Here is a 25,509-nt window from a genome sequence, read left to right as displayed (position 1 = left end):
AATTGGAGGCATTATGCTATGTCAAAATTAATTTTGGCTATTAACGCTGGTAGTTCATCATTGAAATTTCAACTTATTGAAATGCCGGAAGAAAAGATTATTACTAAAGGACTTATTGAACGTATTGGATTAAAAGATTCTGTATTTACTATTGAAGTAGGCGGAGAAAAACACAAATCAACATTAGATATTACAGACCACGAACAAGCGGTTAATATTATGTTGGAAAGCTTCAAACAACATGGTGTAATTGATAGCATTTATGATATCGATGGAACAGGTCATCGTGTCGTACATGGTGGTGAATTATTCCCAAATTCAGTATATGTTACAGATGAAGTTGAGGAACAAATTGAGTCATTAAGTGAACTAGCACCATTACACAATCCTGCAAATTTAATGGGCATCCGTGCTTTTCGCAAATTATTACCAGAAATTCCACATGTAGCTATCTTTGATACTTCATTCCATCAAACAATGCCAGAGAAATCTTATTTATACAGCTTACCATACCAATATTATGAAGATTATGGTATTCGTAAATACGGATTCCATGGAACAAGTCATAAATATGTATCACAACGCGCAGCTGAAATTTTAGGCAAACCGATTGAAGAATTACGCATGATTTCATGTCATATCGGTAACGGAGCATCCATTGCTGCAATTGATGGTGGAGAATCTGTTGATACTTCAATGGGATTCACACCATTAGCTGGTGTTACTATGGGTACACGTTCAGGGAATATTGACCCTGCCTTAATACCATTTATTATGGAAAAAACAGGAAAAAATGCAGAAGAAGTTCTGAATACATTAAATAAAGAATCTGGTTTATTAGGTATTTCTGGTACTTCAAGTGATTTAAGAGATATTATTGATGAGGCAAAAGCAGGTAAAGAGCGTGCGCAATTAGCATTAGATGTGTTTGCATCAAGAATTCATAAATATATTGGTTCTTATGCGACACGTATGCACGGTGTAGATGTAATCATCTTTACTGCAGGCGTAGGTGAAAATTCTGATCCTGTTAGAGCAAAAGTTTTAGAAGGTTTAGAATTCATGGGTGTTTATTGGGATGCTAAGAAAAATGAAGCGATTCATGGCGAAGAAGGTTTCATAAACTATCCACATTCTCCTGTGAAAGTTATTGTTATCCCTACAAATGAAGAGGTAATGATTGCACGTGATGTAGTTAAATTTGGTAATCTTGAATAAATTTGATATCAAAAGTATGATAGATTAAAATGCACGATAGTTTTTTGACACAGTTTAAGAAATAAAACAATGTTTAAAAATTAAAATCTATGATATAAATGTCTAGCTTATAAATAAGAGGGCCAATCCTTAATGTGGATTGGTCCTCTTATATTTAAAATATTATGATTTTGATCGTGCATGCTTGCCTGGGGATATGGCTCGAGCCTGTAGTCTCTCGCTCATATCATTTCCCCGGGCGTCAGCATATTTCATAATCCCTAAAATTTATATTTTAACTACTTATTTACCTTTAATTTAAATAGATATATGAATTCCAAAATAATAGCTGTTTTTTTCAATTCTTAAGGTTTTATTTCAAATGCAGTAAGGTTCGTTTGTTGTTTTTGATTAAAGTTATTATCTGATATAAGGACTAAACTGTCGTGACCATTTGGTAATTTTGGACCAAAGGACATACCTTCTATATTGTCAATATGTCCAATGTCTTGCTCATTAAGATTTGCAATTAATTGTTTTTTAACCGGTGTTACATGGTTCTTTTGCAGTGATTTGATATTTTTAGTATCTGTTCCGCTTGTGCTATCAATTTTATAAATACGTATATAATTTTTGAAATTGTTATTTTTATCTTGAACACTGGCACGCTCAAGTACAAGTAATTCCTTTTTATTCAATGTTAAAATTTCAGCAATTCCATTTTCAGCATCTTTATTTTTTCCTGGTTTTTTTGGAATTGGATCTAGATTATAAGGCTTTTCTGAAATAACATCACCTTGACGATTATATTTTGTTAAGCGTGTTTTAGCGCTTGATTTTATGGTTGGTAATTGATCATCTTGAAGTAAAGGTGCTTCCATAGAAGTCCAAATATACTTACCATTTTCGGAAAAACTGCTACCTTCTAACGCGAGGTTATTTCTAAATCCATGTTTATTCTGACGTTCCATTTTAATAGGGTTATGGATTTGGAGATTACTAATAAATGTGCCATTTCTAGTAGCTGTCCTTATAAATGGATTGAAACCAAGTTCGCGATCACCTTCACTTGTATAAAGCAGACGTTTATGATTTAAAGGGTCAATTCTTATCGACTCAGGGTCAGCAACAACATCATGTTGATGCTTCTTATATGATGCCTTACTTGGATATTTTGTGCCATTGGGTTGTGTTAAAAAGTGCATTTGCGTGAATTTCACTTTGTTAAATTTATGTTTATTGTAATTGATTTGGGCTTCATAAAACCTAGCTGGGTTTTCTTCTGATCGATCGTCACTGATCATTAGCCACTTTTTGGACTTAGCATCATAAGAAATACCAGAAAGACCGCCTATTTTTGTATTTTTAAATGATTTATTATAAGGAATAGTTTCTGTATCAATATATTTTAATTGAGAAGCCGTTTTTTCATTTTTTACATTATCAGTATAAGCATATGTATGCGTTGACGCAGAAATAAAATAAGTACTTATAAATAAACTAAGCATCATCATTCTCTTAAATTGGTTCATATCATTAACTCCTTTATGGCATTTCTTAATCCTATTTTACATGCTTGATATGAAGCTCATTTGAAGATGATATAACAATTTCTTAACAACTAAACAGGCGATGTTAAGATGATTAAGAAAAAAAGATAGTTTATCACGATATACAGTGTAAACTATCTTTTTTCTATAGCTGAATGTTTTATTAAATAAGTTGAACTTTATCGTTAATGTGCTTGATACTTGGATCTGAATTCATCTGTAGCTACTTGTGGTTGGAAATCTTCAGGAAGTTCTTCTGTACGTACCACCAACACGTCACAAGGAGAGTGACGCACAATTGCTTCTGATACAGAACCTACGATAAATCTTTCAACTGCGTTTAAACCTGATGTACCACACATAATTAAATCTGCATCAACATCAGCAGCCAACTTTTTAGGTATGATTGCTTTAGGTGAACCAAATTCTAGTCTTGTTTCAATTTCAGTAACACCAGCATTCGTTGCCACTTCTTTATAACCTTTTAATAAATCATCAGAGAAGTTTTTTGACTTTTCAGTAAATTGTGCATCATAAACTTCATAAGAAGAGTAAGTTCTTGAATCAATAACATTTACGATTGTTAGTTTTGAATCATTACGTTTTGCAACTTCTACAGCTTTATTAAATGCCCATTCAGCTTCATGTGATCCATCGACTGCGATTAAAATATTTTTATACGTTAGCATCACAATTACCTCCTTCATCTTCTTGCTTATATTATACCACTATTTACAGAATATTAACATAATTCGCCTTAATACATGTTGTAAAAATACTCTAAACTATGATTGCGCTTTCATATAATACACGTTACTATAAATTTGGAGGTGGATAAAATGATAATAGGTATTCCGAAAGAGATTAAAAACAATGAAAATAGGGTGAGCTTATCACCAAGTGGTGTACATGCATTAGTAGAACAAGGCCACTCAGTTATTGTTGAAAAATCTGCTGGTTTAGGTTCATATTTTGAAGACGATGATTATATTACAGCTGGGGCTAAAATTGGTGATGGACCGGCTGAAGTATGGAACGTTGATATGGTTATGAAAGTTAAAGAACCATTAGAAGAAGAGTTCCAATTCTTTAAGGAAGGGTTAATACTATTTACTTATTTACATTTAGCAAATGAAAAGAAACTCACACAAGCTTTATTAGATAATAAAGTAATAGGTATTGCTTATGAAACAGTTCAATTGCCAGATAAATCATTACCATTATTAACGCCGATGAGTGAAGTAGCAGGGCGTATGTCTGCACAAATTGGTGCTGAATTTTTACAAAAATATAAAGGTGGCATGGGCATTTTACTTGGTGGTGTACCTGGCGTAGCTAAAGGTCGCGTAACGATCATCGGCGGCGGTCAGGCTGGTACAAATGCTGCTAAAATTGCATTAGGTTTAGGTGCCGATGTAACGATTTTGGATGTTAACCCTAAGCGCTTACAAGAGCTTGAAGATTTATTTGATGGCCGTGTACACACAATTATGTCTAATCCATTAAATATTGAAGAATGTGTTAAAAATAGTGACTTAGTCATCGGTGCGGTATTAATTCCAGGTGCCAAAGCACCAAACCTAGTTACTGAAGACATGGTAAAATCTATGAAAGACGGTTCAGTAATCGTTGATATTGCTATAGACCAAGGTGGTATTTTCGAAACGACTGATCGTATTTCAACACATGACGATCCAACATATAAAAAACATGGTGTTGTACATTATGCTGTGGCTAATATGCCTGGTGCAGTGCCACGTACTTCTACTATTGCATTAAATAATGCAACGTTACCTTATGCATTACAAATTGCGGGAAAAGGTTATTTAAAAGCATTACAAGATAATGAACCTTTATCATTAGGTTTAAATACAATTAATGGCGTATTAACCAATAAAGGTGTAGGTGAAGCTTTGAATTTACCATATTCTAATGTGGAAAGTACTCTAAAATAATAAAAAATAACAAACAAAAACTGGTAATCTCTTCTATATAGCAGAGGTTACCAGTTTTTAATTTCAGGTTTAATACGATTTATTAAAATTTAGTGCCGAGTAAATTTGTTATGTCATACAATTTTTGTACCGTGTACCTCTTGAAAAGGGAATGCACTAATGAGTTCTTGAACATTAGATTTTGTTAAACCGCCACCGGGCATGATCTCAATCTTTCCTCCAGAATTCACGACCAACTTACCAAGCTGATTTAAATTGTCAAAAATATTAGTATCAGCTGGACCCCCATGTGTCAATAATCTACTAAAACCAAGTTCAATTAATTTGTGTAATGCTTTTACCTGACCTTCTAAATGTATTTCATCAAACGCCATATGACAAACAACAGGTATCGGTGATGCTAGTTGTTTTAAAGTTTTCATTTGCCATTCATTCAATGTGTTATCATCTGTTAAACAACCGAATACAAAATAATCAATATCAAATGATTTAATTGCTTTAATATCTCGCTGCATAATTTCAAAGTCATATAGGCTATATACAAAATCACCGCCACGTGGACGAATCATGACAGCAATTTCTACGTTGTTTGCTTTGCAAATTTCAGTAGCAATTTCAATCATTCCTATACTTGGCGTGGTTCCTCCGACATGTAAGTGATCACACAATTCAACACGATCTGCGCCATTTTCAATCGCATATTCAACTTGTTGGATTGTTTCGACTACGGCTTCTTTAATCATTTTTCGTAACCTGTCAAACTTTCGTTTCCATTTTCAGTTACGAGAATATCATCTTCTATACGGACACCAGCTACACCAGGCACATAGATGCCAGGTTCTACAGTTACAACCATTCCTGGTACAAATTCATTTGTATTTGTACTAGAAACATCTTGATATTCATGTTCTTCTAATCCAAGACCATGTCCTAATCGATGAGGGAAATAGTCTCCGTACCCAGCATCTGTAATAATACCTCGAGCAATAGCGTCTATATCTTTAATTTGTACACCAGGTTTAATTGCAGCGATTGCCTCTTGTTCGGCTTTTAATACGATATCGTATATGTTTTGAGCATCTGAGCTAGGTTGTCCAAATCTAATTGTTCTTGTCATATCACTACAATAGTTATCATAAATGACACCTAAATCAAATAATACAAATTCATTATTTTGTAATTGACGGTCACCAGGTATACCATGTGGTGACGCTGCATGGTCGCTGAATAGGACCATCGTATCAAAGCTCATTTCATTAACGCCATAAGCTTTGATTTCATATTCAATGTGATTAACAACTTGTCGTTCTGTCACACCTTCTTTTAAGAAACTTGCCCCAATTTCAATACATTTATCTGCAAGTTCACAAGCTTTACGAATTTTAGCAATTTCAGAATCGCTTTTAACATTACGTAATGATTTTATTGTTTGATCAATATCACCGAACGCTTTTACATCAAAAGCTTCGATTAATTCACGTTGACGTTGCACAGTTAAGTGTGCCGCTTCAACTAACATTTTATTGAAAGTAAAAGGATATTTATCTAATGCATTTTCTGTATCAAGGTAACCAATGATTTCACCATCAAATGGTGAAGCCTTTACTTCTTCGACTTCTAATTGTGGACAAAATAGGACTTGATCGCCATTTTCTTTGATTAATAAAGCTAGTAAACGTTCATGAGGATCACTTAAATAGCCAGTGAAATAAAAGATGTTCAATGGGGTAGTAATCCATGCTGCGTCAGCTTGTTGTGATTTTAATGATTCTTTAACTTGTTGTAACTTCATTTTTACTGCCTCCTAAATATATGATTATATTAATTTTATGTTAGTTGTGTAAGGAATTCAAAAATAATATGTTGAAATAAGGTATATTGCTAAAATTATTAAAGAATTATCAAATATAAGCGCGTATTTTGATATAAGCGTGTTATAACTGTTAATAATTGTGGTATATATAAAACAAACAGTTTTATGGGAGGAATTATCGATATGAAATTATCTTTTCACGGACAATCAACGATTTATTTTGAAGCGAATGGCAAAAAAGTAATTGTTGATCCATTTATTACGGGCAACGATTTATCCGATTTAGATGCTGAAACTTTAGAAGTTGATTATATTATTTTAACACATGGTCATGGAGACCATTTTGGTGATACGATTGAATTAGCAAATAGAAATCACGCAACAGTTATTGGTTCAGCAGAATTAGGTGATTATTTAACGACTACTAAAAATGTTGAAAATGTTAGACCTATGAATATTGGTGGTAAAGCAGAATTTGATTTTGGAACGGTTAACTTTGTACAAGCGTTTCACAGTTCTAGCTTGACTGATGACAATGGTATTCCCGTATATTTAGGAATGCCGATGGGGCTAATTTTAGAAATAGAAGGCAAGACGATTTATCATACTGGTGATACAGGATTATTTGGTGACATGAAATTAATTGCTGAACGTCATCCGGTTGACATTTGTTTTATTCCAATTGGTGATAATTTCACAATGGGCATTGATGATGCTAGTTTTGCAATTAATCAGTTCATTAAACCTAAAATTACAGTACCAATTCACTACAATACATTTGACTTAATCAAACAAAATCCAGATGACTTCAAGTCAGCTGTTTCAGAAGGTGAAGTACAGATATTAAACCCAGGTGACGCAGTTCAACTTTAGAGTGATAGCGATATCAACAGTTTATACTAAAATATAAACGCCAATTTCACTAACATCATAGTAGAAATTGGCGTTTTCTTTGTTTTTATGGGATTGCACCATTTGTTGCAATGAGATGATTATCCCAGTCATTACATCGCTATACTATTTTACAATAAGCACAGGGATGCTTGCTCTTTTAGCAACTTTGTGACTCACGCTACCTAGTACGAATTTTTTCTTTTCTTCGGCACGACGGTTACTGAGGACAACTATTTCATATTTGCCACTATTTGCTTCTTTTACCAATTGTTCTTTGGCATTACCACGCACAATGATTTCATCATATTTGATGCCATACTCATCGAGTGTATTTCGAGTGCTTTCTAACCCTTTACTACGTTTTTCAACGAGTTTATCTAAATGAACACCAGATTTAATCGATGCTTGTGCATCTTGCTCACTGATTGCATTAAGAATTGTTACAACAGTGTCTTCACCAGCTAACTTAGAAACTTCTTTAAGTGCTTTTTCATTTTTAAGTGTTGTATCAACACCAAGTAAAATATTTTTAAACATTATTCCATCCCTCCTTAATTCTATTCTAATTAGAGTTTATCACAAATCAAATTAAAAATTATATGTTTTCATATTAACAGAGTAAAAAGTTTTATAGATATTAATATCTTAGTGAATATATGTCATAATTAAAGTTAAAATATATTTTTTAAGTGATTAAATCGCAATTTTAGTTATAAAAAGTTATAATATCATAGAAAATGTCCAAAAATGAGGTTATTACAATGACAAAGCATGAGCAAATTTTATCTTATATCGAATCTTTAGCAGTAGGGCAAAAAATTTCTGTTAGAAAAATAGCGAAAGATTTAAATGTCTCTGAAGGGACAGCTTATCGTGCGATCAAAGATGCCGGTAGAATTGGTTTAGTAGCAACAATCGATAGAGTTGGTACTGTCCGAATAGAAAAGAAAACACGTGAACAAATTGAACAACTTACATTTGGAGAAATTGTAAAAATAATTGATGGACAAGTATTAGGAGGAAGAAATGGCCTCATCAAGACATTAACAAAATTTGCTATTGGCGCAATGGAAATTGAAGATGTGGTAAAGTATTTAAGTCCACATACATTGTTGATTGTAGGAAATCGAAAAGATGTCCAACTAGCCGCTTTGAAAAGAGGAAGTGCAGTATTGATTACTGGTGGTTTTAGAACGTCCAATGAAATAATCAAATATGCTGATGAACATGATTTACCAATACTATCATCTAATTATGATACATATTTAGTTGCGAATATTATTAACAGAGCGATGTATAATCAAATGATTCGGAAAGAAATATTAGTCGTCGAAGATATAGTGAAATCTGTGAATGAAGATACTGTGGTTTTTGATAATATGACTTTGTACGATTATAAAGAAAAAGCAAAACGCACAGGTCACTCCAGATTCCCAGTTATTGATGAACATTGGCGCTTAGTTGGTATCATTACGAGTAAAGAAATAATTAAAATGGAAGACAAGGATACTTTAGCACATTTTATGACTAAGTCTCCGCTTAATGTACAACTATCAACTACAGTAGCAAATTGTGCGCACATGATGATTTGGGAAGGCATCGAATTATTACCAGTGATTTCACCAAGCAAAAAATTAATTGGTGTAATTACAAGAAAAGATGTATTGACAGCAATGCAATTACTGAGTCGTCAGCCCCAGGTAGGCGAAACCATTAATGATCAAGTAGCTAAACATATTACAATTGCAAATGATGATATTCAAGTACAAACTTCACCTTTACTTACAAATCAGTTTGGTACACTGAGTAAAGCGGTGTTTGTAGCTATTATTGAAGAAACTGTGCGTTATGAAATGCGAAAATTAAAGAAACTTGAAGTAATGATTGAAAGTTTAAATATCATTTACATTAAGACTGTGCAAATTGAATCTGAAATTAATGTACATTATGATATGTTAGATGTAGGAAGAAATTTTGCTAAATTAGAAGTAACGATGACAAGTGATGGTAAACAAGTTGCAAAAGCAATGATTATTTGTCAAATGATAGATTAAAAGGCACATATATAACTTTAAAAAAGGAAGATAAAAATGACGATAGAATTTAATCAAATTATGGATGAAATAAAAGCGGTTCAAACAGTAATCATACATAGACATGTAAGACCAGATCCAGATGCTTATGGGTCACAACTTGGAATGAAAAATTATTTAAAACTTAAATTTCCAGAAAAGAATATTTATGCAGTAGGAGAAGGAGAACCGTCACTTGATTTTATCGGTACTTTTGATGATATTAGTGATGACCAATATAACGAAGCATTGGTTATCGTATGTGATACTGCTAATTCTCCTAGAATCAGTGACCATAGATTCAATGCTGGCAAGCGTCTTGTTAAAATAGATCATCATCCAGCAGTTGACCAATACGGAGATATTAACTATGTGAATGACCAAGCATCATCAACGAGTGAGATTATTTTTGATTTTATAAGTCATTTTAACGATCAATCACTAATTGATGATTCTGTAGCAAGAGTATTATATTTAGGTATTGTAGGAGATACTGGACGGTTTTTATTTAATAATACAACACCACATACTATGGAAGTCGCAAGCCAATTATTAAAATATTCATTTAACCATCAACAAGAATTGAATAAATTAGGGGAAAAAGATCCAAAACTATTACCTTTTCAAGGCCATGTTTTACAGAATTTTGATTTAAATGAAAAAGGTTTTTGTAAAGTGAAAATCACCAAAGATGTACTTGAACAATTTGATATTGTAGCGAATGAGGCTTCGCTTTTTGTCAATGCGATTGCTGATATTCAAGGATTGAAAATATGGGTGTTTGCGGTAGATGAAGGTTCCGAAATTAGATGTCGCATTCGTTCTAAAGGTATCGTCATTAATGATATTGCTAATGCATTTGGTGGTGGAGGTCATCCGAATGCATCTGGTGTTTCAGTTGCAGATTGGCAGCAATTTGAAGAATTAGCACAAGCATTAAATAATAAATTGTAAGATTAAGGAGGTATTTGCTGGTGGTTGCGCATTTAAACGTTCATACATCGTATGACTTATTGAATTCAAGTATTAAAATTAAAGATGTCATTGCGAAAGCAACGAAAGAAGGTTATACATCGTTAGCAATTACAGATACAAACGTTTTATATGGTTATCCTCAATTTTATGACGCGTGTATTGCAGCAAATATCCATCCTTTATTTGGAATGACGATTTATCTTACAGATGGTTTATCATCAATTGAAACTATAGTACTTGCTAAAAATAATCAAGGTCTAAAAGATTTATTTAAATTATCTTCTGCCATAAAAATGAAAGAGAAGACTGAAACGCCAATAGAGTGGCTGAATAAATATATTGATCATTTGGTTATCATATTTAAAAATGTTACGGAAGCACACCAAAGTATATTACAAAATTTCACTGATAAAGAAGATATATTTGTAAATCACAATAGCCAACAACGATTAGATTTTCCTGTTGTATGGGCGCAAAGTACAAATTATTTAAATGAAGATGATGCGGATACTTTAACGGCTTTAGCTGCTATAAAAAATAATGAGAAATTAGATTTGGTTAAAGAAGTTCATAATTATAATGCACATATGTATAGTCGGACCGATTTGGATGCGTTTAATTTAAATGAGCAAATTTGGCAAAATACAAATTACATCGCGTCCATCTGTAATGCTGAACTACAATATCATCAATCGTTATTACCTAAATTCAAGACACCGAATAACCAACCGTCTAAAGATTACCTTTATCAAATTCTCCAACAAAATTTGAAACAACTAAATTTACCTAAAGCATCATTACAAAAATACGATGACAGGCTTAATCATGAATATGAGATTATTACACGCATGGGTTTTGAAGATTATTTTTTAATTGTTAGTGATTTAATCCATTATGCCAAAACTCATGATGTATTAGTCGGTCCGGGTCGTGGTTCATCTGCTGGCTCCTTAGTTAGTTATCTATTAGATATTACGACGATTGATCCCATTAAATATAACTTGTTATTTGAGCGCTTTTTAAATCCTGAACGTGTTACTATGCCAGATATTGATATCGATTTTGAAGATACGCATAGAGAAAAAGTGATTAGATACGTACAAGAAAAATATGGTGATAACCACGTTGCTGGCATTGTGACGTTTGGTCATTTATTAGCGAGGGCAGTTTCAAGAGATGTAGGTCGAATTATGGGTTTTGATGAAATAACATTAAATGAGATCTCATCTTTAATCCCTCATAAATTAGGTATTACATTAGATGAGGCATATGAGAAAACTGAATTTAAACAATTTGTGCATAGAAATCATCGGCATGAACGCTGGTTTGAAATTTGTAAAAAGTTAGAAGGATTGCCACGACATACGTCAACACATGCAGCAGGGATCATTATAAACGATCATCCTTTATATGAATATACACCATTAACCTTAGGAGATACGGGGTTATTGACGCAGTGGACCATGACTGAAGCTGAACGTATTGGCCTTTTAAAAATTGATTTTCTAGGTTTACGAAACTTATCCATTATTCATCAAATAGTTAAACAAGTAAAAAGAGATATGAATATTGATATAGATATTGAATCCATTCCTTTTAATGATCCAAAAGTATTTCAGTTACTCTCGCAGGGTGACACAACAGGTGTATTCCAATTAGAATCTGATGGCATACGAAATGTATTGAAAAAATTACAGCCAGAACAATTTGAAGATATTGTGGCAGTAACTTCTTTGTATAGACCAGGACCTATGGAAGAAATTCCAACCTATATTACAAGAAGACACTTCCCTGAAAAAGTACAATATTTGCATAAAGATTTAGAACCCATATTAAAAACTACTTACGGTGTAATTATTTATCAAGAACAAATTATGCAAATCGCGAGTAAGTTTGCTCATTTTAGTTATGGTGAAGCAGATATATTAAGACGTGCTATGAGTAAAAAAAATCGTGCAGTATTAGAGAGTGAGCGACAACATTTTGTGGAAGGTGCTTTAAGTAACGGATATGATGAACGATTAAGCAAGCAGATTTTTGATTTGATTTTAAAATTTGCAGACTATGGCTTTGCACGTGCACATGCAGTGAGCTATTCCAAAATAGCTTATATTATGAGTTATTTAAAAGTGCACTATGCTAATTATTTTTATGCCAATATTTTAAGTAATTCAATTGGTAGCGAAAAAAAGACGGCACAAATGATCGATGAAGCGAAACATCAGCAATTAAATATATTAGCACCTAATATTAATGAAAGTCATTGGTTTTATAAAGCAAGTAATAAAGGTATATATTTATCTTTAGGTGCGATTAAAGGCATAGGTTATCAAAGTGTTAAACTCATTGTAGATGAAAGAAAAAGTAATGGTGCATATAAAGATTTCTTTGACTTTACACGTCGTATACCTAAAAGAATAAAGAGTAGGAAATTACTTGAGGCATTAATATTAGTCGGCGCTTTTGATACATTTGGTAAAAATAGAGCGACTTTATTACAGTCTATTGACCAAGTGTTAGATGACGTCTCCGATGTTGAACAAGATGGTTTTATTTTCGATGTGTTGACACCTAAAACAACATATGAAGAAAAAGAAGAGCTACCAGATCAAGTGTTAAGTGATTATGAAAAAGAATATTTAGGGTTTTATGTATCTACACATCCTGTAGAAAAAGCATTTGAAGAAAAACAATATCTTGGTATTTATAAACTTAATAATGCCAGAGATAATCAACCAATCTTTGTTCAAATCGACCAGTTAAAACGTATTCGTACTAAAAATGGACAAAACATGGCATTTATTACATTAAATGATGGTCTTAACAATTTAGATGGTGTGGTGTTCCCAGACGCATATAAAAAATTTGAAGTATATTTAAACAGTACAGATACGCTTATCGTGAAAGGAAAATTTGAAAATAGAAATAATAAAAAGCAACTTATTATTAACCAAATAGAAAATGTTGCGTCATTTGAGAGCAATAAATTAGCAAATGCGAAACAAGTAATCATAAGAAATATTGAAAGTTTATCGGAAATAAAACAATGGTTAAATTCACAAGAAACTGCAGACGATATCCCAGTGAAATATTTTCAAGAAAAACAAAATCAATTTAAAATTATAGGTTTTATCTCGCGTGAAAAAGAAAAAATTGAAGTGCTTATATCTAAGTTTTCACCGTGGGATATAAGGATAATTTAACTTTATCAAGTCCATAAACTATGATATAGTAAACTGATGGTTAAGTTGAAACTTACCATCAGTTTATATTAAATGATGGCATCAATCCTTCATGTAAAATATATGTTTTTATTACAAAAGTTAACATACAACTTATGCTTGGGATTTAATACTAACGATAACATTTGTAATTTATGTTAGATTGTAATAAAAATATATATGACTGATTAAAATTATTGAATGTAAGGGGTAGGTTTACATGACATTAAGAGACGACGCACTAGAAATGCATAGAATAAATCAAGGTAAATTAGAAGTTACACCAAAAGTTCAAGTGACCAATAAAGAAGAGTTGAGTTTAGCGTATTCACCTGGTGTAGCTGAGCCATGTAAAGAAATACACGAAGACCCTAGAAAAGTATTTGAATATACAATGAAAGCAAATACAGTCGCAGTTGTTACAGATGGTACAGCTGTACTTGGATTAGGTGACATAGGTCCAGAAGCTAGTATTCCAGTAATGGAAGGTAAAGCAGTTTTGTTTAAAAGTTTTTCAGGTATAGATGGTGTACCAATTGCACTAAATACTACGGATACAGATGAAATTGTTAATACAGTGAAGTTATTAGAACCTAACTACGGCGGCATTAATCTTGAAGATATTTCTGCTCCACGTTGTTTTGAAATAGAAGAGCGTTTGAAAAAAGAAACAAAAATACCTGTTTTTCATGATGACCAACATGGGACAGCAATTGTTACAGTTGCAGGTATGATAAATGCGCTGCGCATTATAGATAAAGAATTATCGGATATAAAAGTGGTGCTTAACGGAGCTGGTGCAGCAGGTATGGCAATTGTTCAATTACTGTATTCATATGGTGTTAGAGATATGATTATGTGTGATTCCAAAGGTGCAATTTATGAAGGTCGTTCCCATGGAATGAATGATACAAAATCATTTGTAGCTAAATGGACAAACAGAGATAGAGTCGAAGGTTCGTTAAATGATGTAATTAAAGATGCTGACGTATTTATTGGTGTTTCTGTAGCTGATTTATTAACAAAAGAAATGGTTGAGTCAATGGCTAAAGATCCAATTATATTTGCAATGGCGAATCCTAACCCTGAAATCAACCCTGATGTAGCAAAAGAAGCAGGCGCTAAAGTAATTGGAACTGGTCGTTCTGATTACCCAAATCAAATCAATAACGTACTTGCATTTCCTGGTATATTCAGAGGTGCATTAGATGTAGAAGCTACACACATTAATGAAGAGATGAAACAAGCTGCAGTAGAAGCAATTGCAGACTTAATTAAACCGGAAGAATTAAATCCAGATTACTGTATTCCAGGTCCATTTGATAAACGTGTTGCACCTTCTGTTGCTAGAGAGGTTGCAAAGGCAGCAATGGAAACAGGGGTAGCAAGAACAGATATGGATCCAGAAGAAATTTATAATAAAACAATGAAATTAACAGACTTAGATAAATAATATTCATGAATACTGATCTCAAAATATTGAGTTTATAATATTGGAAAGACAGTAATGGTTAAGTGGAGGTTTAAAATGTTTAAAGATTTTTTCAATAGAAGTAGTAAAAAGAAAAAGTATGTGACTGTTTCCGATTCAAAACAAAGTGATGTTCCAGCGGGAATTATGACGAAATGCCCGAAATGTAAAAAGATTATGTATACCAAAGAATTAGCTGAAAATTTAAACGTATGTTTCAATTGTGATCATCACATCGCTTTAACAGCGTATAAAAGAATTGAAGCCATTTCTGATGAAGGTACATTCACAGAATTTGACAAAGGAATGACCTCTGCGAATCCATTGGATTTTCCAAGTTATGAAGAAAAAATTCAAAAAGACCAACAAAAAACAGAGTTAAATGAAGCTGTTGTTACTGGTACAGCGTATTTAGACGGCATTGAATTTGGTGTAGCTGTGATGGATGCTCGATTTAGAATGGGGAGCATGGGATCAGTTGTTGGTGAAAAGATTTGCAGAATTATAGAACACTGCACTGAGCACCGTTTACCATTCATCCTATTTTCTGCTAGTGGTGGTGCTAGAATGCAAGAAGGTATCATATCATTAATGCAGATGGGTAAAACAAGTGTTACATTAAAAAGACATATGGATCATGGATTGCTATATATTTCATATATTACAAACCCAACAACAGGTGGCGTATCGGCAAGTTTTGCTTCAGTTGGTGATATTAATTTAAGTGAACCCAAAGCACTCATTGGTTTTGCTGGCAGACGTGTAATCGAACAAACGATTAATGAAAAGTTACCTGACGACTTCCAAACTGCTGAATTTTTATTAGAACATGGACAACTAGATAAGGTTGTACATAGAAAAGAAATGAAAGTAACACTTTCTAATATTCTAAAAATGCACCAAGAGGTGAAAACGAATGCTTGACTTTGAAAAGCCACTTTTTGAAATAAAAAATAAAATTGAATCGTTGAAAGAATCACAAGAAAAAAATGATGTGGACTTACAGGAAGAAATTGATATGCTTGAGGCGTCTTTAGAACGTGAAACAAAAAAAGTATATACTCATTTAAAGCCTTGGGATCGTGTACAATTAGCGCGCTTACAAGAAAGACCTACATCATTAGATTATATACCACATATTTTTGACTCCTTTATTGAGTTACACGGTGATCGTAATTTTCGAGATGATCCAGCTATGATTGGTGGTATTGGATATTTAAATGGCCAAGCAGTAACAGTAGTTGGCCAACAGCGGGGAAAAGATACCAAAGATAATATTTATCGTAACTTTGGTATGGCACACCCTGAGGGGTATAGAAAAGCATTACGTTTAATGAAACAAGCTGAAAAATTCAACCGACCTATTTTCACTTTTATTGATACAAAAGGTGCTTACCCAGGAAAAGCAGCAGAAGAACGTGGTCAAAGTGAGTCTATAGCTAAAAATCTCATTGAAATGGCAGCACTTAAAGTGCCAGTCATTGCAGTTGTAATAGGTGAAGGCGGAAGCGGTGGGGCTTTAGGTCTCGGTATTTCAAATCGTTTATTAATGCTTGAAAATAGTACTTATTCTGTTATTTCACCAGAAGGTGCATCTGCATTACTATGGAAAGATAGTAATTTAGCACAAATAGCTGCCGAAACAATGAAGATTACGGCAGAAGATTTATATGAGTTGAAAATTGCCGATGAGGTTTTAAAAGAACCACTTGGTGGTGCTCATCATGATATTGAAACGCAAGCACAAAGTATTAAAAAAGCATTTTTAAATCATTTGAGTGAATTAAATGCATTTAATGAACAGCAAATCATAGATGATCGTTATGATAAATTTAGAAATATTGGATCTTTTAATGAATAACTAAAAAGCACTTAATGTTTACATCAACAAAACATTTTTTAGTACACATAGTAGTTATGAAGCATTAATAGTCTAAGGTTTTCAAAGAGCATGAAATTGGAGTCAGGTTTTCAATACTTGATTTCATATTAGTGCTCTTATTTTTATTGAATAAAGCAATGTAAAATGGAAAATTGAGATGTCTGTTTAATAAAGTGAAGTTAAAGGTATGATAAAGTATAGTTGTTTTGACAATATGAGATAAAGTAAAAGGAAACGCTTTCGTATTGTAAAATGTTTTTTTACTATAATTAAAAACGTTTACATGAGTTACTAAGCCTTATTTTAATGGCACCTTCTATGATTTTATGGTATTTTTAGAATAAGAAATATATGTTAGAAAGGTATGTCGTCATGAAAAAAATTGCAGTGTTGACTAGCGGTGGAGATTCACCAGGCATGAACGCGGCTATTAGAGCTGTTGTTAGAAAAGCGATTTATAATAATATTGAAGTTTATGGTGTTTACCAAGGCTATCAAGGATTATTAAACGATGATATCGAGAAGTTAGAGCTCGGTTCTGTTGGTGATACAATCCAACGTGGCGGAACTTTTCTGTATTCAGCGAGATGTCCTGAATTTAAAGAAGCAGAAGTTCGGAAAAAAGCTATAGATAACTTACGTAAAAGAGGAATTGAAGGACTAGTAGTTATCGGCGGAGACGGTAGCTATAGAGGTGCTCAACGTATAAGTGAAGAATGTAAAGAAATTCAAACGATAGGAGTACCAGGTACAATTGATAATGATATCAATGGTTCAGATTTTACAATAGGATTTGATACTGCTTTAAATACCATTATAGATTGTGTTGATAAAATTCGTGATACGGCCTCAAGTCACGCAAGAACATTTATCATTGAAGTTATGGGTCGTGATTGTGGAGACTTAGCTCTATGGGCTGGACTTTCAGTTGGGGCAGAAACAATTATTGTCCCAGAAGTAGAAACGGATATTAAAGATGTAGCAGAGAAAATTGATAATGGGATAAGACGTGGAAAAAAACATTCCATTGTTATGGTTGCAGAAGGTTGTATGTCTGGAGAAGATTGCGCAAAAGAATTGACAAAGTACATTAATGTTGATGCGCGTGTATCTGTACTTGGCCATATCCAACGTGGTGGCAGTCCAAGTGGCGCAGATAGAGTACTTGCTTCACGATTAGGTGGACATGCTGTAGACTTATTGCTAGAAGGAAAAACAGCAATTGGTGTTGGTATCCGCAACAATGAATTAACAGACACATCATTTGAAGAAATATTCAGATCAAATGAACACAAATTTGATTTTGAAACTTTTGCTTTAGCAAATGAATTATCGATATAAAATACTGGGAGGCATTAATAATGAGAAAAACTAAAATTGTTTGTACAATAGGACCTGCATCAGAGTCTGAAGAAATGCTAGAGAAATTAATTAAGGCTGGAATGAATGTTGCGAGATTGAATTTCTCACATGGTGATCATGCAGAACATAAAGCTAGAATTGATAGAATTCGTGAAGTATCTCATAGATTGGGCAAAACAGTCGCTATATTATTAGATACTAAAGGTCCTGAAATCCGTACTCACAACATGAAAGATGGTGCTATTGAACTTGAAAAAGGTACGGAAGTCATCGTAAGTATGACTGAAGTTGAAGGTACACCAGAAAAATTCTCAGTAACTTACGATAATCTAATAAATGATGTTCAAGAAGGTTCATATATTTTATTAGATGATGGTCTTATTGAATTACAAGTAAAACAAATAGACAAAGCTAACGGTGAAGTTGTTTGTGATGTTTTAAATACTGGAGAGTTAAAAAATAAAAAAGGTGTAAACTTACCGGGTGTTAAAGTAAGTTTACCTGGCATTACAGATAAAGATGCTGAAGATATTAAATTCGGTATAAGTGAAAATATTGACTTTATCGCTGCAAGTTTTGTTCGTCGCCCAAGTGATGTATTAGATATTCGTAGATTACTTGAAGATGGTAAAAATACAAACATTAACATTATTCCTAAAATTGAAAATCAAGAAGGTATAGATAAAATTAAAGAGATACTTGAAGTTTCAGACGGTTTAATGGTTGCACGTGGTGATATGGGTGTTGAAATACCACCTGAATCAGTACCAATGGTGCAAAAAGATTTAATCAGACAATGTAATAAATTAGGTAAACCAGTTATCACAGCGACGCAAATGTTAGATTCAATGCAACGTAACCCTCGTGCGACACGTGCTGAAGCAAGTGACGTTGCGAATGCCATCTATGACGGTACAGACGCAGTTATGCTTTCAGGCGAAACTGCTGCTGGATTATATCCAGAAGAAGCAGTTAAAACAATGCGTAATATTGCAATTTCAGCTGAAGCTGCACAAGATTATAAACGATTATTATCAGATCGTACTAAATTAGTGCAAACTTCATTAGTTAATGCAATTGGTGTTTCAGTAGCGCATACTGCTTTAAATTTAAATGTAAAAGCGATAGTCGCAGCAACTGAGAGTGGGTCAACTGCTAGAACAATTTCTAAATATCGTCCTAAATCAGATATTATTGCAGTTACACCTCATGCTGAAACTGCGCGTCAATGTGCATTAGTTTGGGGTATACATCCTGTTGTTAAAGAAGGACGTAAAACAACAGATGCTATGCTGAACACAGCAGTCGCTACAGCGGTTGAAACTGAAAAAGTTCAAAATGGTGATTTAATCATTATTACAGCAGGCGTACCTACTGGTGAAAAAGGAACTACGAATATGATGAAATTACATTTAGTAGGTGATGAGTTAGCTAAAGGTCAAGGTATCGGTAGAAACTCAGTAGTTGGAAATACTTTAGTAGTTAATGATGCGAGTGAACTTGAAGGCAAAGATTTAAGTGAAACGGTCATTGTAACAACTTCTGTGGATGAAACACTCGTCCCTTATATTGAAAAAGCAAGTGGCTTAATTGCTGAAGAAAGTGGTATTACGTCACCAAGTGCAATTATAGGCCTAGAAAAAGGTATTCCAACAATTGTAGGTGTTGAAAATGCGACTAAAGAGATACAAAATGACATCTTGATTACTGTAGATGCAAATCAAGGTAAAGTATTCGAAGGATATGCGAACGTTCTTTAATCATATTGGCGTTTCCATTAGTCTTTATCCATGCATTAAGCAGCATAAATGACGATATAAATAAAATGAGAGGTTAGGACATAAATCCTCATTCTCAAAATAAGAGGACCAATCCATACTAAGGATTGGTCCTCTTTATATTTAAAAGCTTACGATTTTGATCGTGCATGCTTGCCTGGGGATATGGCTCGAGCCTGTAGTCTCTCATTCATATCATTCCCTGGGCGTCCACACGATGCAAAATTTCTATAAGTGATGTGTTTTAATACAATAGAAAAAAGCTTCGTATTATTTAACTAATACAACTAATAGAAAGTCATATTTTTAATTAACCAAAAGATATAACTTAATATGAATACATATGATTCTTATATTTAAAATATTACGCTTTTGATTGTGTATGCTTGTCTGGGGATGTGCCTCGAGCCTGTAGTCTCTCGCTCATATTATTTCTCCAGGCGTCAGCACATTACAAAATCGGTACAATTTATATTTTGTTATTCAAAAAAATAAGGCCTTTCGTATAATTTAATAAATCCCACTAAATTAAATTAACGAAGTGCCTTATGTATAAAAATTATTACATGACTCAACATACACTACCAATGGAAACTTCCGTTCTTTCTTACATAAAAAGATTGCGCTTATGGAGAGAGTATAAAACGTATAAATAACTCGAAATTGAATGTACATTTTAACAATCTTGTTATGATATATACAACGAAAATTAAAATACACAAACATTATAGTTCTAGACAAAACATATTGATTGTCTTTCATTCACTTTGTATAAAGCAAAGCCCAAGACTATTTTTATGTCTTGGGCGTTTGTATCAACTAGTTGAAATAGTAAAGTCGTTATGCAAGATTAATGATGCAGTTATTTTACTTCTGAACTTGCGATTTTTTTGTATCTTAGATACATAAGACTCAAGATGATAAACCAAATAGGTGTTAAATAGACTGCTCTTCTTGTTTCTACATTTACAAAAAGTAAGCAAAACACTAAAAAGAAGAAAGCCAAAATGATATATCCTATATATTTACCACCAAATAATTTATATGTAGCATTTTTGTGCATTTCTGGATTTTGGTGATGATAATTAATATAAGCAACTATGATTAGAGCCCAAACGACTAAAAACAACACTGTAGAAACGGTTGTAATATACGTGAATACTAAAGTTGCATTTGGAATAATGTAATTTAATAATGCTGAAATTAATAATAATGCACATGATACTAAGATAGCTATATGAGGTACTCCATTTTTGTTTATTTTTTCAAAAATAGGCGGTGCTTGCTTTTGATTTGAAAGTCCAAATAACATACGACTGTTTGAAAATATACCGCTATTACAAGAAGAAGCAGCAGCTGTTAATACTACAAAGTTAATGATTCCTGCTGCAAATGGAATACCGATTAAAGCAAATAATCTGACAAAAGGACTTTCTTCAGGATTAATATTGTTCCAAGGGATGATGGACATAATTACAGTCAATGCACCGACATAAAAGATTAAGATTCTAATCGGAACACTATTGATTGCTTTTGGAATGGTTTTAGTTGGATCTTTTGTTTCACCAGCCGTTACTCCGATTAATTCAATTCCTACAAAAGAAAAGAGTGCCATTTGGAATGACATTAAAAATCCATTAATTCCTTTAGGAAAAATACCATGTTGATATAAATTGGTTAATGAAGTATGTCCAAATTGTGTGTCGTATGCCATGATAATCATTACCACACCAACGACGATAAGTGCCAAGATTGTAACTACTTTAATGATTGAGAACCAGAACTCTAGTTCACCGAAAAGTTTAGCACTCAGTAAATTTAATGACATTAAAATTAATACACAAAATAGAGCACTTATCCAATTAGGTATATGTGGAAACCAGAAACTAACATATTTTGCAACTGCTGTTACCTCGGCCATACCTGTGATAATCCAGCACAACCAATACGTCCATCCGGTAACAAACCCAGCAAATGAACCTATATATTGATTTGTCACATCAGCAAAGGATTTAAAATCTGTATTTGTTACAAGAATTTCTCCTAAGCCACGCATAAACATAAACAACATAAATCCTATAATGATATATGTAAGTAAAATAGAAGGACCTGTTAATGCTATGGTTTGACCGGCACCTAAGAAAAGTCCTGTACCGATTGCGCCTCCAATTGCAATTAACTGTATATGTCTATTGCTGAGTTCTCTTTGTAGCTGTTGTTTTGCCATAAGTTTTAACTCCTTTATTAAGTTATTTATTATTATGATACGCAATCTAAAATAAAACAATACTTTTTTATAGTTGTATCTCAAAAAAGTCAGTGTAATATTATATTAATAATTTGTTATTAATCATGATAACCAATTAAAAACTTTGATAAATTGAAGAAAGGGTAATTACATATTAGAATGATGATATAACAACGTTCATTAATTATGACGTGTTTATGGGCATATAAACAAATTATCGTTTCTTAATGATTAATCAGGACTTTAAACGGAAATATTCACAAAAACGTAAATATTGGCTATAATAGTTTATGAAAGCCGTTTCATTATGAAATAGAAAAGGGGAATATATATGGCAGAGTTACAAAAAGGTTTAGAAGGGGTAATTGCAGCAGAAACAAAAGTGAGCTCAATCATTGATAGTCAACTTACATATGCTGGCTATGAAATTGATGATTTAGCCGAAAATGCTGAATTTGAAGAAGTTGTCTTTTTATTATGGCATTACAGATTACCTAATAAAGAAGAACTACAAACATTTAAAGAAAAACTCTTTAAGTATATGACATTAAATCCTAGAGTGTATAATCATTTTAAAGAATATGCTACTAGTAATGTACATCCAATGACAGCGCTAAGAACATCAGTGTCTTACGTTGCACACTTTGATGAACATGCTGAGGATGAAAGTGAAGATCAAACAATGGAACGTGCAGTGCGTATCCAAGCTAAAATCGCCTCACTTGTTACAGCGTATGCTAGAGTTAGAGAAGGTAAAGAACCTGTCAAACCTAATAGTGATTTAAATTATGCCGGGAACTTCTTATATATGTTACGTGGTGAATTGCCAACAGATATAGAAGTTGAAGCATTTAATAAAGCATTGGTACTACATGCAGATCACGAGTTGAATGCGTCTACCTTTACTGCTAGATGTGCAGTGTCCTCATTATCAGATATGTATTCAGGTATTGTAGCAGCTGTCGGATCTTTAAAAGGTCCATTACACGGTGGGGCAAATGAACGTGTGATGAGCATGCTATCAGAAGTTAAATCTATTGATGATGTAGACGAATACATCGATAATAAAATTAAAAATAAAGAAAAAATAATGGGATTCGGTCACCGTGTATATAAAAATGGTGATCCAAGAGCGAAATTCCTGAAAGAGATGAGTAGAAAAATCACATCAGAAACAGGTCAAAGTCAGTTATTTGATATATCTGTAAAAATAGCTGATAAAATGAAAGAAGAAAAAGGCCTTATCGCCAATGTGGACTTCTATAGTGCAACTGTATATCACAGTATGAATATTGAACATGATTTATTCACACCTATTTTTGCAGTTAGCAGAACTTCAGGTTGGATTGCACATATTCTTGAACAATACAGAGACAATAGAATTATGCGTCCAAGAGCACAATATATTGGTGAAACTAATAGAACATATGAACCAATTGAAGAAAGATAATTACGAATTAGCATTTTGAAAAATATTACAAATGACGGAGGTATTTTTACATGGCAGGAGAAAAAGTAGTAAAATCAGCAGAAGGGTTAACTGTACCAAATAACCCTATCATTCCTTATATTATTGGTGACGGTATCGGTCCAGATATTTGGTCAGCTGCTAGCAGAGTCATCGACGCAGCTGTAGAACAAGCTTATAATGGTGAAAAGAAAATTGAATGGAAAGAAGTACTTGCTGGTCAAAAAGCTTATGATGAAACAGGCGAATGGTTACCGCAAGAAACTTTAGATACAATTAATGAATATTTAATCGCAATTAAAGGACCACTAACTACACCAATCGGTGGGGGTATTCGTTCATTAAACGTTGCACTACGTCAAGAACTTGATTTGTTTACTTGTTTAAGACCAGTTCGTTGGTTCCAAGGCGTTCCATCACCAGTTAAACGTCCGGAAGATACTGATATGGTTATTTTCCGTGAAAACACAGAAGATATCTATGCTGGTATTGAGTTTAAAGAAGGTACTCCAGAAGTTAAAAAATTAATTGAATTCTTACAAGATGAAATGGGCGCTAAAAATATCAGATTCCCTGAAACATCAGGAATTGGTGTAAAACCAGTATCTAAAGAAGGCACAGAGCGTTTAGTACGCGCAGCAATTCAATATGCTCTAGATAATAATCGTAAATCTGTAACTTTAGTTCATAAAGGTAATATCATGAAATTTACAGAGGGTGCTTTCAAACAATGGGGTTATGATTTAGCACATAATGAATTTGGTGATAAAGTATTTACTTGGCAACAATATGACGAAATTGTTGAAAAAGACGGTAAAGAAAAAGCAAATGAAATTCAAGACCAAGCTGAAAAAGACGGTAAAATTATTATTAAAGATTCTATTGCAGACATTTTCTTACAACAAATATTGACACGCCCTGCAGATCACGATGTTGTTGCTACGATGAATCTTAATGGTGACTATGTGTCAGACGCCTTAGCAGCACAAGTTGGCGGCATTGGAATTGCACCAGGAGCAAATATTAACTATGAAACAGGCCATGCGATATTTGAAGCAACGCACGGTACTGCTCCAAAATATGCTGGTTTAAATAAAGTTAACCCATCTTCTGAAATTTTAAGTGCTTCATTAATGCTTGAACACTTAGGTTGGCAAGAAGCTGCTGATAAGATTACTGAGTCTATTGAAAAAACAATTGCTTCAAAAGTTGTTACTTATGACTTTGCACGTTTAATGGACGGTGCAAAAGAAGTATCTACTTCTGAATTCGCTGATGAATTAATCAAAAATATTAAATAAATTAACAACAAATAGTATAACGAAGCATTTTTCAAATGAAGATGCATCATTTTACTTAAGAGCGAGAATAAGAAATCACTTTTATAATGATTTCTATCTCGCTCTTTTTTATTTTGCTTGAATTCACGTTACTAACTAGTAACGCTTGGCCTTAATATGGTTAAATTGAAACAATTATTAGTTTTAATATAAAGTTAATGTTAAGTTAGTATTAACATAAACAATATTATTTATTTGAAATGCTGGAGATAGATTCATTGAAGAATTGTTTAAGAAGACGATACAAATTCTTTGTTCATTCTTTACAAATAACTAATTATTT

The 25,509-nt window shown here is 33.1% G+C and carries 19 protein-coding genes; 13 read left to right on the top strand and 6 right to left on the bottom strand.

Going from position 1 to position 25,509, the window contains the following annotated elements; all coding sequences use genetic code 11:
• The first annotated feature begins 18 nt into the window (after positions 1-18).
• Positions 19-1,218, top strand: coding sequence for an acetate kinase (locus KA824_RS10620; protein WP_107383789.1), 1,200 nt, complete (start codon positions 19-21; stop codon positions 1,216-1,218).
• A 344-nt stretch (positions 1,219-1,562) separates the two neighbouring features.
• On the opposite strand, the gene KA824_RS10615 is transcribed toward KA824_RS10620, so the two are convergent.
• The gene (locus KA824_RS10615; RefSeq protein WP_181187736.1) at positions 1,563-2,729 is read right to left on the bottom strand and encodes an esterase-like activity of phytase family protein; all 1,167 of its coding nucleotides are present in this window, start codon (positions 2,727-2,729) and stop codon (positions 1,563-1,565) included.
• 203 nt (positions 2,730-2,932) lie between these two features.
• On the bottom strand, positions 2,933-3,436 hold the full coding sequence (locus KA824_RS10610) for a universal stress protein (RefSeq protein ID WP_181187737.1): 504 nt from the start codon (positions 3,434-3,436) through the stop codon (positions 2,933-2,935).
• A gap of 150 nt (positions 3,437-3,586) precedes the next feature.
• On the opposite strand from KA824_RS10610, the gene ald reads away from it, so the two are divergent.
• A complete protein-coding gene (gene ald, locus KA824_RS10605; protein ID WP_107383787.1) occupies positions 3,587-4,702 on the top strand; it encodes an alanine dehydrogenase in 1,116 nt (371 codons plus the stop codon).
• Positions 4,703-4,815: 113 nt separating this feature from the next.
• On the opposite strand, the gene KA824_RS10600 is transcribed toward ald, so the two are convergent.
• Together KA824_RS10600 and KA824_RS10595 are read right to left on the bottom strand one after the other, a co-directional pair.
• The gene (locus KA824_RS10600) at positions 4,816-5,445 is read right to left on the bottom strand and encodes a copper homeostasis protein CutC (protein ID WP_119536005.1); all 630 of its coding nucleotides are present in this window, start codon (positions 5,443-5,445) and stop codon (positions 4,816-4,818) included.
• The gene (locus tag KA824_RS10595; RefSeq protein ID WP_181187738.1) at positions 5,442-6,494 is read right to left on the bottom strand and encodes a M24 family metallopeptidase; all 1,053 of its coding nucleotides are present in this window, start codon (positions 6,492-6,494) and stop codon (positions 5,442-5,444) included. The genes KA824_RS10600 and KA824_RS10595 overlap by 4 nt, the downstream gene beginning before the upstream one ends.
• Positions 6,495-6,698: 204 nt before the next feature.
• Between KA824_RS10595 and KA824_RS10590 the strand changes: the two genes are divergently transcribed.
• The gene (locus KA824_RS10590; protein ID WP_181187739.1) at positions 6,699-7,388 is read left to right on the top strand and encodes a metal-dependent hydrolase; all 690 of its coding nucleotides are present in this window, start codon (positions 6,699-6,701) and stop codon (positions 7,386-7,388) included.
• A gap of 144 nt (positions 7,389-7,532) precedes the next feature.
• Here the strand turns inward: KA824_RS10590 and KA824_RS10585 are convergent, their stop codons facing one another.
• Positions 7,533-7,946 carry a universal stress protein gene (locus tag KA824_RS10585; protein ID WP_019468615.1) on the bottom strand — a complete coding sequence of 138 codons (414 nt, stop codon included), beginning with the start codon at positions 7,944-7,946 and terminating at the stop codon, positions 7,533-7,535.
• Between the two features lie 224 nt (positions 7,947-8,170).
• Between KA824_RS10585 and KA824_RS10580 the strand changes: the two genes are divergently transcribed.
• From KA824_RS10580 to pyk, 8 genes are all read left to right on the top strand, one after another.
• On the top strand, positions 8,171-9,463 hold the full coding sequence (locus tag KA824_RS10580; protein ID WP_181187740.1) for a DRTGG domain-containing protein: 1,293 nt from the start codon (positions 8,171-8,173) through the stop codon (positions 9,461-9,463).
• A gap of 36 nt (positions 9,464-9,499) precedes the next feature.
• A complete protein-coding gene (locus tag KA824_RS10575; protein ID WP_181187741.1) occupies positions 9,500-10,435 on the top strand; it encodes a DHH family phosphoesterase in 936 nt (311 codons plus the stop codon).
• A gap of 20 nt (positions 10,436-10,455) precedes the next feature.
• Entirely contained in the window at positions 10,456-13,659 is a 3,204-nt protein-coding gene (locus KA824_RS10570) for a DNA polymerase III subunit alpha (protein ID WP_181187742.1), read from the top strand.
• Between the two features lie 238 nt (positions 13,660-13,897).
• Positions 13,898-15,130, top strand: coding sequence for an NADP-dependent malic enzyme (gene ystJ / locus KA824_RS10565; protein WP_107504887.1), 1,233 nt, complete (start codon positions 13,898-13,900; stop codon positions 15,128-15,130).
• A gap of 75 nt (positions 15,131-15,205) precedes the next feature.
• On the top strand, positions 15,206-16,072 hold the full coding sequence (accD, locus tag KA824_RS10560; RefSeq protein ID WP_107383779.1) for an acetyl-CoA carboxylase, carboxyltransferase subunit beta: 867 nt from the start codon (positions 15,206-15,208) through the stop codon (positions 16,070-16,072).
• A complete protein-coding gene (locus KA824_RS10555) occupies positions 16,065-17,009 on the top strand; it encodes an acetyl-CoA carboxylase carboxyltransferase subunit alpha (RefSeq protein WP_107383778.1) in 945 nt (314 codons plus the stop codon). Before accD ends, KA824_RS10555 begins: the two co-directional genes overlap by 8 nt.
• Positions 17,010-17,402: 393 nt before the next feature.
• Positions 17,403-18,371 carry a 6-phosphofructokinase gene (gene pfkA / locus KA824_RS10550; protein ID WP_019468622.1) on the top strand — a complete coding sequence of 323 codons (969 nt, stop codon included), beginning with the start codon at positions 17,403-17,405 and terminating at the stop codon, positions 18,369-18,371.
• Between the two features lie 20 nt (positions 18,372-18,391).
• Positions 18,392-20,152, top strand: coding sequence for a pyruvate kinase (pyk, locus tag KA824_RS10545; protein ID WP_181187743.1), 1,761 nt, complete (start codon positions 18,392-18,394; stop codon positions 20,150-20,152).
• Between the two features lie 880 nt (positions 20,153-21,032).
• Here pyk and KA824_RS10540 read toward each other — a convergent pair.
• A complete protein-coding gene (locus KA824_RS10540; protein ID WP_181187744.1) occupies positions 21,033-22,397 on the bottom strand; it encodes an amino acid permease in 1,365 nt (454 codons plus the stop codon).
• Positions 22,398-22,749: 352 nt separating this feature from the next.
• On the opposite strand from KA824_RS10540, the gene KA824_RS10535 reads away from it, so the two are divergent.
• Together KA824_RS10535 and icd are read left to right on the top strand one after the other, a co-directional pair.
• A complete protein-coding gene (locus KA824_RS10535; RefSeq protein WP_019468626.1) occupies positions 22,750-23,868 on the top strand; it encodes a citrate synthase in 1,119 nt (372 codons plus the stop codon).
• Between the two features lie 50 nt (positions 23,869-23,918).
• Positions 23,919-25,187: an NADP-dependent isocitrate dehydrogenase gene (gene icd / locus KA824_RS10530; RefSeq protein ID WP_181187745.1), complete on the top strand. Its 1,269-nt coding sequence runs from the start codon at positions 23,919-23,921 to the stop codon at positions 25,185-25,187.
• Positions 25,188-25,509 lie beyond the last annotated feature (322 nt).

The organism is Staphylococcus sp. GDY8P198P (assembly GCF_017891615.1).
Taxonomy (GTDB): domain Bacteria; phylum Bacillota; class Bacilli; order Staphylococcales; family Staphylococcaceae; genus Staphylococcus; species Staphylococcus cohnii.
The sequence above is the reverse complement of the archived record's forward strand: the minus strand, read 5'-3'. Positions and strand labels throughout refer to the sequence as shown.

What these genes read in the sequence shown, in the direction of transcription:
- KA824_RS10620 (WP_107383789.1), top strand. Translation starts at nt 19, where the DNA reads ATGTCAAAATTAATTTTGGCTATTAACGCTGGTAGTTCATCATTGAAA.
- KA824_RS10615 (WP_181187736.1), bottom strand. Translation starts at nt 2,729, where the DNA reads ATGAACCAATTTAAGAGAATGATGATGCTTAGTTTATTTATAAGTACT.
- KA824_RS10610 (WP_181187737.1), bottom strand. Translation starts at nt 3,436, where the DNA reads ATGCTAACGTATAAAAATATTTTAATCGCAGTCGATGGATCACATGAA.
- ald (WP_107383787.1), top strand. Translation starts at nt 3,587, where the DNA reads ATGATAATAGGTATTCCGAAAGAGATTAAAAACAATGAAAATAGGGTG.
- KA824_RS10600 (WP_119536005.1), bottom strand. Translation starts at nt 5,445, where the DNA reads ATGATTAAAGAAGCCGTAGTCGAAACAATCCAACAAGTTGAATATGCG.
- KA824_RS10595 (WP_181187738.1), bottom strand. Translation starts at nt 6,494, where the DNA reads ATGAAGTTACAACAAGTTAAAGAATCATTAAAATCACAACAAGCTGAC.
- KA824_RS10590 (WP_181187739.1), top strand. Translation starts at nt 6,699, where the DNA reads ATGAAATTATCTTTTCACGGACAATCAACGATTTATTTTGAAGCGAAT.
- KA824_RS10585 (WP_019468615.1), bottom strand. Translation starts at nt 7,946, where the DNA reads ATGTTTAAAAATATTTTACTTGGTGTTGATACAACACTTAAAAATGAA.
- KA824_RS10580 (WP_181187740.1), top strand. Translation starts at nt 8,171, where the DNA reads ATGACAAAGCATGAGCAAATTTTATCTTATATCGAATCTTTAGCAGTA.
- KA824_RS10575 (WP_181187741.1), top strand. Translation starts at nt 9,500, where the DNA reads ATGACGATAGAATTTAATCAAATTATGGATGAAATAAAAGCGGTTCAA.
- ystJ (WP_107504887.1), top strand. Translation starts at nt 13,898, where the DNA reads ATGACATTAAGAGACGACGCACTAGAAATGCATAGAATAAATCAAGGT.
- accD (WP_107383779.1), top strand. Translation starts at nt 15,206, where the DNA reads ATGTTTAAAGATTTTTTCAATAGAAGTAGTAAAAAGAAAAAGTATGTG.
- KA824_RS10555 (WP_107383778.1), top strand. Translation starts at nt 16,065, where the DNA reads ATGCTTGACTTTGAAAAGCCACTTTTTGAAATAAAAAATAAAATTGAA.
- pfkA (WP_019468622.1), top strand. Translation starts at nt 17,403, where the DNA reads ATGAAAAAAATTGCAGTGTTGACTAGCGGTGGAGATTCACCAGGCATG.
- pyk (WP_181187743.1), top strand. Translation starts at nt 18,392, where the DNA reads ATGAGAAAAACTAAAATTGTTTGTACAATAGGACCTGCATCAGAGTCT.
- KA824_RS10540 (WP_181187744.1), bottom strand. Translation starts at nt 22,397, where the DNA reads ATGGCAAAACAACAGCTACAAAGAGAACTCAGCAATAGACATATACAG.
- KA824_RS10535 (WP_019468626.1), top strand. Translation starts at nt 22,750, where the DNA reads ATGGCAGAGTTACAAAAAGGTTTAGAAGGGGTAATTGCAGCAGAAACA.
- icd (WP_181187745.1), top strand. Translation starts at nt 23,919, where the DNA reads ATGGCAGGAGAAAAAGTAGTAAAATCAGCAGAAGGGTTAACTGTACCA.